The sequence below is a fragment of the Qipengyuania algicida genome, from assembly GCF_009828025.1.
GTDB classification, from domain to species: Bacteria; Pseudomonadota; Alphaproteobacteria; order Sphingomonadales; family Sphingomonadaceae; genus Qipengyuania; species Qipengyuania algicida.
The window spans coordinates 119,428-133,274 of sequence record NZ_WTYA01000001.1 but is presented as its reverse complement, the minus strand read 5'-3'; the positions used below and the strand labels follow the sequence as shown (position 1 = coordinate 133,274).

Genomic DNA, 13,847 nt, shown 5'->3' with positions numbered 1-13,847 from the left:
GGCCACGACTTCGATGGGCCACATTTCAGCACCGTTGGCAAGCCAAGTGGACAGGTGGCCGAGTGGTTAAAGGCAGCAGACTGTAAATCTGCCCGCGCAAGCGTACGCTGGTTCGAATCCAGCCCTGTCCACCACGGCCTCCCCAGCTTCTAAGCTGCCTTCAAGGCAGGGCCACTCTCTTTGTCCTGTTAAACGGCGCGGCCTCAGGGCGGCGCAAACTGGCTCGATGGCAAGTAACGGCGCTTTGCCTTTGGTTCTGGTCCAGCGGAGGTAGAGGCAGTCAGAAGCGGAATGCCCGGCTTTGCAGCGTGCGATCGGTGATATGGCGTGCGGTGCTCTTTAGCGCTGTTGAAACGCCCAGGCATGCGGACGTCAGTGTGGTGGAGGAATTGCCCGTATCGAGTGGCAACGGGGTGGGTGCGTCATCGATATCGGGTGACAGTTCGTCGTGGCCAGGTTTTCGTAGGCGCCCGATGACGTCTTGCAGCGAGGCTGCAGCCGCAACTGCATGATTTGTGGCGTGTTCGCCGCCCGCGCTGTCCATATGGCGTACCGCGAGCGCGATTTCGTGCACCCAATAGCTGGTCAGAACGAGCTGGCGGCTGATATTATCCCTTTGTCCGCTGGCGCGACCCAGCGGAATGAAACGCAAAGGTTCGAGCGCGTCGCGCAAACTCGCAAGCTTGGCTTCGAAATCGTGCACGGCAGCGGTTAGTTGCAAACGATCGAGCGGGCCATCGGGCATGGCCGCCTTCAGCACCGAAGCGGTCGCTTCAAGCAGGGCGTTGAACTGCTCGCGGGCGTGTGCGGCGGTGCTCTTGGGCAGTACCAACGCCGCAACCAGAATACCCGCCAGCGCGCCGATGGCAGTTTCCTCCAGCCTCAGTAGCATCAAGGTGTCGGAGAACCGCCCCATTACGGAGAACAGCAAGGCTACAGTCACGGTGATCCAGAATGCCATCCAGGTATAGGATTGAACAAAAGCGTAAAAGATGAAGAAGATAGCGACCGGCATGAGGGCCAGAGCGAGCTGGATATTACCGCCGAGTAACCAGACCAGTGCCATCGCGACCAGAATGCCGGCCAGCGTGCCCAAGGTCCGCTTTAGCGATTTGGCCAGCGCTTGCCCTCGCGAATAAGTCCCGGTGAACATCACGAAGACCGTGATCACAGCCCAGTACCAGCGATCGGGAGAAAGCATGACGCCGCCGACGATCGCGAGCGCGGCGGCAGCGGCTGGCTGAATGCCGAATCTTAGCTGTGCTTCGACACGAGCTTTCGACGGTGCCGCATGTCCCTTTGCGGCGGCGAGGTCAGGGGACAGGCGAAGAGTGCGCTCGAGCTCGGCGATGGCTGAGGCTATCGACGTAACATCGGCATCGTCGGGAAGCGGCGTGTAATGCGTCAGCGCGCTTGCCATTTCGGTGAGGTCGTGCCGCATCTTGTTCGAGCTGATTGTCGTCGAATCGCGTTGCAATTGCAGCGCAAGGCGTTCGGCCAGGACCAGCGTTGCAATGAGCGCTTCTGCCAGCGGTCGATGCGCAAGGCGCCCCCCGGGGAGGTTTTCGAGTTCGGTTTCGGCGATAGTGACTGCGCTTGCGACACGTGCAAGGTCTCGCCGCAGGCGAGGCAAGTCCCGAGTCCCACGGAAATCCGCAGCCGTTACCAGAAGATCGCTCATGCGCATCCTGATCGAGCCGACCGACCATCGCATGCGTCGCCACGGCCTATGCGGCACGACAAGTTGATGGACGATCAAGGCCGATGCTGCGCCAATCGCGACGCCCGCCCATTGCCAGTGCAAGGTGGCCATATCGGGTTTGAGGAAGGACCCGAAGAAATAACTCACATTGCCCGCCAGCCCGGCAGGAATCCACGCTCCGCCATATTGCCGCATGTAAGCCGCCAGGCCTATCACCGCGACAAAGACCAGGTGATTGATCACGGCACCGTGGAGCAGCGCCGAAAGCGTAAACATAGCGCCTGCCGATGCCGAGAGCGCAACGATATTACCGATACGGGCGCGCACTTCGTCATCGCTGATCGTTGCACAGCAGAAAACGGTGACCGGGAAGGCTATAAGAAATGCCGCAATCGGGACGCCGAGGGCCTGACCCATGAGGAATACGCAAGCCAGCGTCAGCACGAAGGCGAACATAGCCCGAGCGCCGCGAGCCGTTCGCAGCATACCAGGGTCGGTTCGAACCAGTCTGCGCCGCGCGTGCGGTGGCAGGGCATTCACGACAAGAGTCAGGAGCGTCGGCATTGCCGGACCGATAAGCCTGCGATGCCAGTTCCGCTACTCTCTAACTGGCGAGAACAGGTGTTTGCAGTGGCTTAAAAAGAGCCCGTTCGGCGAGGGACTACGCGGGCAGGGATTCCGGTGTCTTGCTGAAAGAAGGCGAGGGCTGCGGCATTTGCGGCGTGACTGGTGATGGAAGTAAGTCCATCAAGATCTTTTCTATCGCGTGTTCTTCATTCGTCGCGTGAATTTGGCGCGCGTTCGGCGTTACGGACAGCACTTTGATGAGCGGCTTGGCGACAGGGCCATCGGCGATCAACCGCCAAGGCGTGGGCAATTGTTCTGTTGCGCCTGGGCGCCAGCCGGCGAGCGGATTGGTGACGCGAGCCGCTCGATAGCCGTTGACCTCGCACCATGGCTTGTCGCCGGGAATGAATCCGCTGTAGTCGTAGGAAATGCCAGCATTGAATATCCCGGGCACAGCCTGCGCGAGCGTTGCATAGACAACCGTTCCGCCAAGACCGTGACCAGCCAGCGTTGGCTCGATGTAATCCGACCAGCCGAAATCGCGTTGCGTCTTGCGGGCCACCGCCATCAAGGGCTGCACCGGATGGATGCAAGCCGATCTGCCTTGGCTGAGTTGCGCAAGGAAGACACTGGTGTCGATTCCGGCGACAGCATATCCCGATTTCGCCAGATTATGCACGATACGGTCTGCGGCGTCGGTCCAACCACCCTGGTCCGAAAAATAGATGACAAAGCCCTTGGGCGGACCGATCGGTTTGAGAATGCGCGCCGGTATAATGGTCACATTGCGATCATGGCGAACGGAGGTTGCCACCGACGCGTCCTTGTCGCCATACACCTTGAAAATCCCAAAGCCCGCAAGCGCGCAAACCAAAACAGCAAGAGCAAGGTGGGTAAGCTTCATTCGGTGATGGTTCCAATCCAATCGGAACGTATAGGGAGCAAGTGCTTGCAAAGCGCTGGAGCAGGCATGACAAAGTGGTAATTATGGACCGGCGAACCAGTCAGCTACGGATAACGAGCCTTATATGAGTCAGAAAATTCTTGTCGTTGAGGATGATGAGGCCACCGCCGCGTTCATTACGCGCGGGTTGGACGAACATGGATTTACCGTCGATAGGGCTGACAATGGCCGCGACGGACTGTTTCTGGCGACGGGCGGCGATTATGATGCGCTGGTGCTCGACCGGATGTTGCCGCAAATGGACGGAATGGCCTTGCTCGCAGCCCTGAGGGCAGCCGATATCCAGACTCCGGTGATCATCCTGTCGGCTTTGGGAACGCCGGACGACCGGGTGGATGGCCTTGAAGCCGGCTCGGACGATTATCTCGTCAAGCCCTTCGCCTTCGCGGAATTGTTGGCGAGGCTGAAGCTGGCCATCCGCAAGGCAGGGAGCAATGGATCGAAAGCGGTCACCCAATTGAGCTGCGGCGATCTGGAGATGGATCTGTTGTCGCGCAAGGTGAAGCGTGGCGGCGAGAGCGTGGAACTGCAACCGCGCGAGTTTCGCTTGCTGGAATTCCTGCTGCGGCATTCGGGTCAGGTGGTCACGCGCACTATGCTGCTGGAAGGTGTGTGGGATTTCCACTTCGACCCCGGCACCAATGTAATCGATGTCCATATCAGCCGGCTGCGCAAGAAAATCGACGAAGGGCACGATCAGGCGCTGCTGCATACGGTGCGTGGGGCAGGCTACCGCCTCGGCCTGCCCGACTAAATGCCGCGCTTCAACCTGTCGAGTTCGACCAAGCTCGCTGCATTGCTGTTTGCGGCGGTGTTCCTGCCGACGCTTGTCATGCTCGGTTTCATGAACGTAGCGAGTGCGCGTGCCTTGGCGGTGCAGCAAGTGGAACTGGTCAACGAGCTGCGCAACGATCTCGTCGCCCAATACCAGAGCGCCGGGCCGCAGGGGCTGACCGAAGCGGTGCAGGATCGGCTGGCCCTCGACCCGCATGGCAATGAGGTCATCGCATACGCCGATCCGACAGGGCATGTGCTGGTTGGCAATCTCACCAACTGGCCGTCGATCCCGGCAGGCACGATGACGATTGCGGAAATGCGCCGCGCGGATGATCCGACGCGTAAGCCCGCGTTGCTCAGCGTCACGATCCTGCCTGACGGTTCGCGGCTGGTCACCGGGCATGTAACAGGTGCGACCGCTCAGCTCGATTCAGCCAATCGGGCCGGACTGCTGCTTGCCGCATTGATTGCCGGGCCTTTGTCGCTGGCGCTTGCTTTCATCCTCGTGCGGATCATCGAACGTCGTGCGGAACGGATTGCGCGTGTGACGGAGGCGTTTGGCAATGGCGATTTTACCCGTCGACTTCCGGTAGGGTCGAGCGGGGATACATTCGACCGTCTGGCGCGAACGCTCAACGCCATGCTCGACCGGATCGAAACGCTGGTCGGAGAATTGCGCCTTGTGACCGACAGTCTGGCCCATGATCTGCGTTCTCCGGTTACGCGGTTACAGGCAGCAGTCGAACAGGCGGCGAGCAAGGCGCGCGATCCTGACGCGATCGACGCGCTGCAACGGGCCGGTCTGGAAGCCAATGCGTTGCAGGGCATGTTGTCGACTGCCTTGCAGATCAGCCGGGCCGAGGCGGGGATCGGGCGTGATCGCTTCGTTCCCGTGGCGTTGGATGAACTGCTCGGCGAGCTTGAGGAAATTTATGGACCAGTGGCGGAGGATGCCGGGTTCAGGCTTCACGTTGAGGCCGATGGCAACCAGCGTATGATGATTCACCGGGAGCTGATGGCGCAGGCGCTCAGCAATCTGGTGGATAATGCACTCAATTATGCACATGGTGGGCAGGAAATCCGCCTGGCCGCGCATCGCGAGGCGGATCAGCTGGTTATTTCGGTGCGCGACGACGGACCCGGTATTCCGGAAAATCGGCGCGCCGAAGCCTTGCGTCGTTTCGGTCGTCTCGACCCGTCACGCCATGAAGCCGGATCGGGTCTCGGGCTCGCCTTGGCTGAGGCGGCCGCGCGTCTGCATGGAGGTAGGATCGAACTGGGAGATGCGGAGCCGGGCCTGATCGTCAGGATCATCCTGCCGAAAAGCCTTCTGAAAAGCGCGGCTTAGTATACTTCTTTCAGGTCGGTTCCCCTTGGTGCGCCAAGGAGGGGGACTGCGTCAGCCGAGGGGAACCGCCAGGAAGTGCCGCTGACCACCGCGATCGATGAGCAGCAGCGCGGTATCGTTCTGGGTCTTTCCGAGCGCGCTCGCCAAAGAGCGCCCGTTGGTCACCGGCGTATTGCCTACCTGTTCGATCACGTCGCCTGCTGAGATACCGGCATGGGCCGCCGCGCCATTGGGATCGATGTCGGTTATGAGCGCGCCCTGCGTATTATTGGCCAGGCCCAGTTGTTGCCGGGCCTCACCGTCGAGGGGGGACACGGTGACACCCAGCTTGGGCGCTGTTTCGCTTCCGCCGTTGCCCGAAACTTGCGTTTGCGCGTTTTGCTGCGATGGAAGCCGCGCCATCTTTACGGATATATCCTGCTGGCGTCCCTGACGGATGATAGTCAGTCTGGCGTTGGAGCCGATTTTCGCCTGCGATGCATCCATGCTGAGATCCCGCGCTTGGTGGATCGTCTGGCCATCGAAGCCGGTCACGATATCGCCGGTCTTTAGCCTGCCCGCGGAAGGACCATTGGGATCGACTTGCGCGATGATAGCGCCTTCGGCCTTGGTCAGACCGGCGGCTGCGGCGATTTGCGGTGTAACATCCTGAACCGCTGCGCCGAGCCACGCCCGCGTCACCTTGCCGTCGCGCAGGATGTCGTTGACCACTTGGATGGCGGTGTTGGATGGGATTGCGAACCCGATGCCTACGTTGCCGCCGCTGGGCGAGAAGATCGCGCTGTTTATGCCGACGACTTGACCCGAATAATCGAGCAAGGGTCCGCCGGAATTGCCTTCGTTGATGGGGGCGTCGGTCTGGATATAATCGACATAACTGGAGGTGCCCAGCGAACGACCGCGTGCAGAGATGACCCCTGATGTGACGGTTTCGCCGACGCCATAAGGATCGCCGATCGCGATCACCGGATCGCCGACGCGGATCTTGCTGGAATTGGCAAAAGTCAGGGGAGCTGTTGCCGGAGTCTTATCCACATGGATGACGGCCAGATCGGTGGCCGGATCGGTGCCGACCAGCTTCGCTTCGGCGATCGTCTTGTCGGAAAATTCAACGGTAAAGCGCGTGCCTCCATCGACCACGTGGTTGTTGGTCAGGATGTCGCCCTTGGAATCTATCAGGAAGCCCGAGCCCAGAGCTTCAGTATGCTCGGTCTGCCCCTGCTGCACCTGCGGGCCCATGAACTGACGGAAGAATTCCCCCATCGGGCTGTTGCCGAAGGGATTGCCTCGCATACTGACCTGTTGGGGCGCTTCGTCGACGGTAATGGTGACGACCGAAGGTTCAGCCTTCTGCACTATATCGGCGACACTCTCCCCGCCCGCCCATGCCGCCGGATGTGCGGCGATCGGAGCGTCGGCCGCATGGGGCAGCAGCGGCGAGTTGGGAAGTATGGGCGCAACGGCCCATGCCGCTCCGGCTGCCACAACCGCTGCAGCGGCTACAGAGACGACGAGAGTTGTCTTGCGATTAGTCATTGCGACCTGACCCGCTGATATATCGTTGAGTATCCAGTTATCTCGTCGGCGCGGGCCACTCATGGAGGGGGGGATGATGGCGCCGCGCCGACGGACCCCGCTTTTATGCGGGATTTGTAATTTTTGCCTTCAGTGCGACCGAAGGGCTTTGGCGACTGGACCGGTCAGCAAATCATTTTGCACGGCCCGTCCGGTGGAGGAGGGGGACTGCCACCGATGTGGAAGCGCTGTGTGGAGCAACTTCCCGGACCGTGCAAAATGCATTGGTGCATAAAGCTATTGCCGTATTTCCAATCTTGCGACCGTGTCGGCCACGAGGAGTTAAGTAGGCGCGTCAGGTTTGAATCGCGATTTCCGCCACATTACAACTTGGACAGGATTGCAATTTTCCTGCCCTCCCAAACTTGCGGCAGCACGTCGGTGCCAACGCTTGCCCGGAATCGGGGTTGGGCGTAACCACCTTCGATGGAATACACTAATCACCCCGTCATCTCGGCGACCGGCCTGTTTACGCCGCGCGAAACGATCACCAACGCTGAACTGGTCGAAAGCTACAACAACTATGTTGAGCGTTATAACGACCGACATAGCGACGCTATCTCGCAAGGCGAGGCCGAGCCGCTACAGCCCAGTTCAGTCGAGTTCATAGAAAAGGCGAGCGGTATCAAAGCGCGCCATGTCATCTCCAAGGCGAGCGTTCTTGATACAGAGACAATGGCGCCGCGTTGGCCCGAGCGCGGCGATGACGAATTATCGATCATGGCCGAAATCGGTGTCGCCGCTGCGCGCGATGCACTCGCCGCTGTTGGGCGCGATCCCGCCGATGTCGATGCAGTACTGTGCGCAGCGTCCAATATGCAGCGGCCCTATCCCGCCATGGCGATCGAGATCCAGCAGGCGCTGGGTATCGACGGCTTCGGCTTCGATATGAATGTCGCCTGTTCCTCAGCCACTTTTGGTATCCAGACCGCCGCCGATTATATCCGCGCTGGCAATGCGCGCAGTGTGCTGGTGGTCAGCCCGGAGATCACCAGCGGCCATCTCAACTGGCGCGATCGAGACAGCCACTTCATCTTCGGCGATGTCGCCACCGCAGTGCTGGTCGAGGACTCAGCCATGGCTCCGCGCGAGCATTGGGAAATCCTCGGCACCAAGCTGAAGACGGTGTTCTCGAACAATATCCGCAATAATTTCGGCTTTCTCAATCGCGCTCATCCTGAAACGAGCGACGCGCCTGACAAGCTTTTCGTCCAGGAAGGCCGAAAGGTGTTCAAGGAAGTGGTGCCGATGGTTTCGGCCATGATCTTGGAGGAAGCGGAAAAATTGTTGATCGATCCGCAATCGCTCGACCGGCTGTGGCTGCATCAGGCCAATGCGGGGATGAATCGGCTGATTGCGCAGCGTGTGCTGGGTCACGAGGCGAGTGCGACGGAAAGCCCGACCGTGCTCGATACCTATGGCAATACCTCGAGCGCGGGTTCGATTATCGCCTTCCACCTCCATCGGTCCGACCTGCTGGCAGGCGACGCGGGACTGATTTGCAGCTTCGGAGCGGGCTATTCGGTCGGTGCGGTTTTCGTCCGCAAGGTGGCATGAAGCGAGTGCCGCGCTTGCTCCCTCGAGCGGCTGACCCTAAGTGATGCCGATGGCAGGTGATTTACTCGATAACCGTGGCCGGGGCGACGCGCACTGGAACTGGCCCTCTATCCACCCTGAAGGGCGCAAATTCGGCCTGATCGCGGTTGCGATCAGCCTGCTGGTGCTGCTGGTGTTCGGCTGGGGGCCGATCGGTTGGCCGCTGCTGTTCCTGTCGCTGGGCGTATTCGCCTTTTTCCGCGATCCCGAACGCGTCGTCCCACAAGGCGATGATCTGATCGTCGCGCCGGCAGACGGCATGGTTTCGCTGATCATGCAAGTCGATCCGCCGGAGGAGCTGCGGGTGGACGATGGCAGCGGGATGGGCGGACTTCCTGAAGGCCAGGTGACGCGCATCTCGATTTTCATGAGTGTGTTCGACGTTCACATCAACCGGTCCCCGATTGCGGGAGTTGTGCGTCGGGTGGTCTATATTCCGGGCAAGTTCCTCAATGCCGATCTCGACAAGGCGAGCGAGGACAATGAGCGTCAGCATTTTCTTGTTGAGCGTGCCGATGGGCTGCGGATCGGCTTTACCCAAATCGCAGGTCTGGTCGCGCGGCGGATCGTGCCGTTCGTCAAGCCGGGCGACATGGTCGGCGCGGGCCAGCGGGTAGGCTTGATCCGATTCGGCAGTCGGGTCGATGTGTATTTGCCTGCCGGTACAGATGCGAAAGTCTTGCTGGGCCAGCGTGTCGTTGCGGGTGAGACGATCCTTGCCGAGGCGGGGGCGCAGAAGCTGATCGAGGGAATCAAACAATAGTGGCAGATTCGTTCGATCGAGCACGGCTCGGCCCGAAAGCCGCCGAGGATGAGGAACCTAGTTCACGTCCTCCACAGGCACGCGGACTGCCGCTTCGGGGTTTGCTACCCAATGCAATTACCGCTGCAGCGCTGTGTTCCGGGCTTACCGGGATCCGATTTGCGATTTCGGGCGACTGGCATGAGGCAGTCTTCGCCATCATTCTGGCCGGATTGCTCGACGGCATCGATGGGCGCATCGCGCGGCTGTTGAAGGCGCAATCGCGGTTCGGTGCCGAGCTCGACAGTCTGGCCGATTCGCTGTCTTTCGGCACTGCTCCGGCCATCGTGATCTATCTGTGGAGCCTGAGTGAAGCCCCCCGGATCGGATGGTTTGCCGCGCTTGCCTTCGCCGTGTGCTGCGCCCTCCGTCTTGCTCGTTTCAATGCGCAGATCGATGTCGACGAGCAGCCCCACAAATCGGCCGGCTTCCTGACCGGCATTCCTGCCCCGGTCGGGGCAGGTCTGGCTTTCTTGCCATTTTATCTGTGGCAGGCGACAGGTGAGGACTTGTTCCGTAACCCCCTGCTGGTCGGAATATGGATCGCGATGATCGCACTGTTGATGATTTCGAACGTCGCGACATTGAGCTGGGCATCGCTACGGCCCAAGCGCAACATCCGCCTTTGGCTGATTGCCTTCGTCGGAATGATGTTCGCAGCGCTTTTACAGGAGCCTTGGTGGACACTGGCAGTGATCTGCTGTGGTTACCTGGCACTTATTCCCTACAGCTTCATCCGGTATGCAAAGGTCAGGCGGCAGCGCGCGTCAGCTGCTGCGATTTAGCGATCGGGCGCGCAATGGAAACTGTAGCCTGACGGATCGGGCGAGGGCGACAAGACGTCGGCTGTTCTGCTTCACAAGCCTTGGAAGTCGGCGGATATAGCCGACGATATGCCGAAACCCAGCGCAGCCCCGAATCGGCCAGCGCGATTGCGCTGAAGAATGCAATACCGGTCAAAATCATCGGAAGCAGAAAAGCGATCATGGTTTTACTCCCTTGAACTGTCAGAAATTGGAACGCCAACGTTCGGTGTATGTTCCATGTTCCGTTTGTGTTCCGTGATGTCAAGGCAAATGTTCGTGCAATGTTCCTTTTGCGCATGAAATAAGGAATGGATATTTGGATGCGATGGTATTAAGGGCCGTCGCCGTTCGCCGAGTCTATCGCGGTCATGCGAAGCGAGGCGGGCAAAATTCACATGGAAGGCGCACATAACCGGTGCCCTGGGCGCAAGCCGCCACGGGTTCCCTGCTTTCCAGAGGTCGAACCGGAAAGGAATTTACCTATGGCGGCTCCTACCGTCACGATGCAGCAATTGATCGAGGCCGGCGCTCACTTCGGCCACCAGACTCACCGCTGGAACCCGCGCATGAAGCCCTATATCTTCGGGGCGCGTAACGGCATCCATATTATCGACCTGTCGCAGACCGTGCCACTCATGGCGCGCGCGCTCGACTTCGTGGCCGACACGGCCCGCGCGGGCGGCAAGGTGCTGTTCGTTGGCACCAAGCGTCAGGCGCAGGAGCCGATCGCAGAGGCCGCACGCGCTGCTGGCCAGCACTTCGTCAACCATCGCTGGTTGGGCGGAATGCTCACCAACTGGAAGACGATCAGCCAGTCGATCAAGCGCCTCAAGACGCTTGAAGAGCAACTTTCGGGCGACACCTCGGGTCTGACCAAGAAGGAAGTGCTCCAGCTCACCCGCGAGCGCGACAAGCTCGAATTGTCGCTCGGCGGTATCCGCGACATGGGCGGCATTCCCGACGTCATGTTCGTGATCGACGCCAACAAGGAAGATCTCGCGATCAAGGAAGCCGGCGTGCTCGGCATTCCCGTTGTTGCGGTGCTCGATACCAATGTCGATCCGAACGGTATCGCTTTCCCGATCCCCGGCAACGATGACGCAGCGCGCGCAGTGCGCCTTTATTGCGACGCCATCAGCCAGGCAGCCCGTTCGGGCCGAGGCGAAGGTGTGCAGGATTCGGGGCGTGACGTCGGTGCGATGGAGCAGCCGCCGGTCGAGGAAGCCGCTGCCTGATCGCATTCCGGGCGCGTCATGCGCTTGTAATGCCAGCTATCTACGCGCCGGGCAGCTTTTCGCCGCCCGGCGTCGCAACCGATCAGAATTTGAAGGAAATCAATCATGGCGAATTTTACCACCGCCGACATCAAGGCTCTGCGCGACCGGACCGGCGCAGGCATGATGGATGCCAAGAAGGCACTCACTGAGGCCGATGGCGATATCGAAGCTGCGGTCGACGCTCTGCGTGCAAAGGGCCTCGCTACGGCGCAGAAGAAGTCCAGCCGCACCGCTGCTGAGGGCCTCGTCGGCCTGGCTGTCGAAGGCACCAAGGGCGTTGCTGTCGAGGTCAACTCGGAAACTGACTTCGTTGCTAAGAACGACCAGTTCCAGGATTTCGTCCGTAACGTGACGGAAACTGCACTGAAAACCGGTACGGACGATGTCGAAGCGCTCAAGGCGGCTACCTATCCGGGTGGCGGCACTGTCGCGGAAAAGCTGACCGATTCGATCGCCACGATTGGTGAGAACCAGCAGATCCGCCGGATCAAGAACGTTGCTGTCGATCAGGGCGTTGTGGTCGCTTACGCGCACAACGCCGCGGCGGCCAACCTCGGCAAGATCGGCGTCCTCGTCGCGCTCGAAAGCGCAGCGAGCGCCGACGTTCTCGAAGCACTGGGCAAGCAGCTTGCGATGCACATCGCCGCCGCATTCCCGCTGGCGCTCAACGCCGATGGCCTCGACGCCGAGCTGATCGAGCGTGAGCGTTCGATCGCGCGCGACAAGGCTTCCGAGAGCGGCAAGCCTGAAAACGTGCAGGAAAAGATGGTCGAGGGTGCGGTGGCGAAGTTCGCCAAGGAAAACGCGTTGCTCAGCCAGCTGTTCGTGATCGACAACAAGACCCCGATCGCCGATGTTGTTACCAAGGCTGGCAAGGACGCCGGCTCGCCGATCGTGCTGAAGGATTACGTCCGCTTCCAGCTCGGTGAAGGCATCGAGAAGGAAGAGAGCGATTTCGCAGCGGAGGTCGCCGCCGCAGTCGCTGGCTGATGCTTCCTGCAATTTTCAAACCCCGCGTCGTGAGAACGGCGCGGGGTTTTTCGTGTCTGCCGCCCTTGGCAGTATCGCGCACAAGCTTTAAGGCCGCGCAATCCAATTCAAGTCCCCGTGAGAAAATCGCAATGCCCATGCCCCCGATGAAGCGCGTCCTGCTCAAGCTCTCGGGAGAGGTGTTGATGGGCGATCAGCAATTCGGGATCGATCCGTCCTTCGTCATGGAACTGGCCAAGGAAGTGAAGGCGGCCAAGGATAACGGCCTGCAGATTTGCCTCGTGATCGGCGGCGGCAACATCTTTCGCGGTATGGCAGGCGCGGCGCAGGGCATGGACCGGGCGCAGGCAGACTATATGGGGATGCTGGCGACGGTCATGAACGCGCTGGCGATGCAGAATGCGCTCGAACAGATCGGCGTACAAACCCGGGTTCAGTCTGCCGTGCAGATGGATCAGGTATGCGAGCCGGTGATCCGTCGCCGGGCCGAACGCCATCTGGAAAAGGGCCGGGTGGTGATTTTTGCGGCCGGTGTCGGAGCGCCGTATTTCACCACAGATAGCGGCGCTGCGTTGCGAGCGGCGGAAATGCGGTGCGATGCGTTGCTGAAGGGTACCAGCGTCGATGGGGTTTATGATTCAGACCCCAAGAAGAATAGCGACGCAAAACGTTTTGATACAGTAACCTATGATAAGGTTCTGGCAGACAATTTGAAGGTTATGGACGCATCTGCCGTCGCATTGTGCCGTGATAACGGCATTCCGATTGTGGTCTTTTCGATCCGCGAAAAAGGCAATCTGGAACGCGTGCTGGCGGGCAAGGGCGTTCAGACCATCGTTCAGAGCAATTAGAATAGCAGAGGAAGCCGGTCATGGCGAAATACGACAAGAGCGATATCGAGCGCAGGATGCAGGGCGCGGTCGAAAGCCTCAAGGGTGATCTGTCCGGTCTCAGGACCGGTCGCGCCAATACCAGCCTGCTCGATCCCGTCGTGGTCGAAGTCTACGGCTCGATGATGCCGCTCAACCAGGTGGCCACCGTCTCGGCGCCCGAGCCGCGGATGCTGAGCGTGCAGGTGTGGGACAAGGCCAATGTAACGGCCGTGGAAAAGGGCATCGCCAAGGCCAATCTTGGACTCAATCCGATGATCGACGGACAGAATGTTCGCCTGCCTTTGCCCGACCTGACCGAGGAGCGCCGCAAGGAGCTGGCCAAGCTCGCCGGTCAGTATTCGGAACAGGCCAAGATCGCTATCCGCAACGTCCGGCGTGACGGTATGGAAGCGCTCAAGGAAGACGAGAAGAAAAAGGAAATCTCCGAGGACGACCGCAAGCGGATGGAAGACGAAGTCCAGAAGCTGACCGATAAGTATGTCGCCGATGCTGAGAGTGCTGCGCAGGCCAAGGAAAAGGAAATCCTCACCCAATAACCGGGTGATCGACC

The 13,847-nt window shown here is 60.1% G+C and carries 12 protein-coding genes and 1 tRNA gene; 10 read left to right on the top strand and 3 right to left on the bottom strand.

Going from position 1 to position 13,847, the window contains the following annotated elements; genetic code table 11:
* The first annotated feature begins 48 nt into the window (after window positions 1–48).
* Window positions 49–134: transfer RNA gene (locus GRI58_RS00690), tRNA-Tyr, on the top strand.
* Between the two features lie 146 nt (window positions 135–280).
* Here GRI58_RS00690 and GRI58_RS00685 read toward each other — a convergent pair.
* Both GRI58_RS00685 and GRI58_RS00680 read right to left on the bottom strand, forming a co-directional pair.
* Complete coding sequence (locus tag GRI58_RS00685; RefSeq protein WP_237451994.1) at window positions 281–2,188, bottom strand: FUSC family protein; 1,908 nt, start codon at window positions 2,186–2,188, stop codon at window positions 281–283.
* A gap of 175 nt (window positions 2,189–2,363) precedes the next feature.
* Window positions 2,364–3,083: an alpha/beta fold hydrolase gene (locus tag GRI58_RS00680; RefSeq protein ID WP_160751637.1), complete on the bottom strand. Its 720-nt coding sequence runs from the start codon at window positions 3,081–3,083 to the stop codon at window positions 2,364–2,366.
* Between the two features lie 214 nt (window positions 3,084–3,297).
* Here GRI58_RS00680 and GRI58_RS00675 point away from each other — a divergent pair, with 214 nt between their 5' ends.
* A complete protein-coding gene (locus GRI58_RS00675) occupies window positions 3,298–3,987 on the top strand; it encodes a winged helix-turn-helix domain-containing protein (RefSeq protein ID WP_160751636.1) in 690 nt (229 codons plus the stop codon).
* Window positions 3,988–5,358 carry a sensor histidine kinase gene (locus tag GRI58_RS00670; RefSeq protein WP_160751635.1) on the top strand — a complete coding sequence of 457 codons (1,371 nt, stop codon included), beginning with the start codon at window positions 3,988–3,990 and terminating at the stop codon, window positions 5,356–5,358.
* 51 nt (window positions 5,359–5,409) lie between these two features.
* Here the strand turns inward: GRI58_RS00670 and GRI58_RS00665 are convergent, their stop codons facing one another.
* A complete protein-coding gene (locus GRI58_RS00665) occupies window positions 5,410–6,894 on the bottom strand; it encodes a Do family serine endopeptidase (RefSeq protein WP_160751634.1) in 1,485 nt (494 codons plus the stop codon).
* Between the two features lie 465 nt (window positions 6,895–7,359).
* On the opposite strand from GRI58_RS00665, the gene GRI58_RS00660 reads away from it, so the two are divergent.
* The 7 genes from GRI58_RS00660 (at window position 7,360) to frr (ending at window position 13,833) form a co-directional block, all read left to right on the top strand.
* Window positions 7,360–8,490, top strand: a complete 1,131-nt coding sequence (locus GRI58_RS00660) for a beta-ketoacyl-ACP synthase III (protein WP_160751633.1) — start codon at window positions 7,360–7,362, stop codon at window positions 8,488–8,490.
* Between the two features lie 49 nt (window positions 8,491–8,539).
* A complete protein-coding gene (locus GRI58_RS00655; protein ID WP_160751632.1) occupies window positions 8,540–9,292 on the top strand; it encodes a phosphatidylserine decarboxylase in 753 nt (250 codons plus the stop codon).
* Window positions 9,292–10,116, top strand: coding sequence for a CDP-alcohol phosphatidyltransferase family protein (locus tag GRI58_RS00650; protein ID WP_160751631.1), 825 nt, complete (start codon window positions 9,292–9,294; stop codon window positions 10,114–10,116). The genes GRI58_RS00655 and GRI58_RS00650 overlap by 1 nt, the downstream gene beginning before the upstream one ends.
* 503 nt (window positions 10,117–10,619) lie before the next feature.
* Window positions 10,620–11,372, top strand: a complete 753-nt coding sequence (gene rpsB, locus GRI58_RS00645) for a 30S ribosomal protein S2 (protein WP_160751630.1) — start codon at window positions 10,620–10,622, stop codon at window positions 11,370–11,372.
* Window positions 11,373–11,477: 105 nt separating this feature from the next.
* Window positions 11,478–12,404: a translation elongation factor Ts gene (gene tsf / locus GRI58_RS00640; protein WP_160751629.1), complete on the top strand. Its 927-nt coding sequence runs from the start codon at window positions 11,478–11,480 to the stop codon at window positions 12,402–12,404.
* A 131-nt stretch (window positions 12,405–12,535) separates the two neighbouring features.
* On the top strand, window positions 12,536–13,255 hold the full coding sequence (gene pyrH, locus GRI58_RS00635; protein ID WP_160751628.1) for a UMP kinase: 720 nt from the start codon (window positions 12,536–12,538) through the stop codon (window positions 13,253–13,255).
* A gap of 20 nt (window positions 13,256–13,275) precedes the next feature.
* A complete protein-coding gene (gene frr / locus GRI58_RS00630; protein ID WP_160751627.1) occupies window positions 13,276–13,833 on the top strand; it encodes a ribosome recycling factor in 558 nt (185 codons plus the stop codon).
* The last annotated feature ends 14 nt before the right edge of the window (window positions 13,834–13,847 follow it).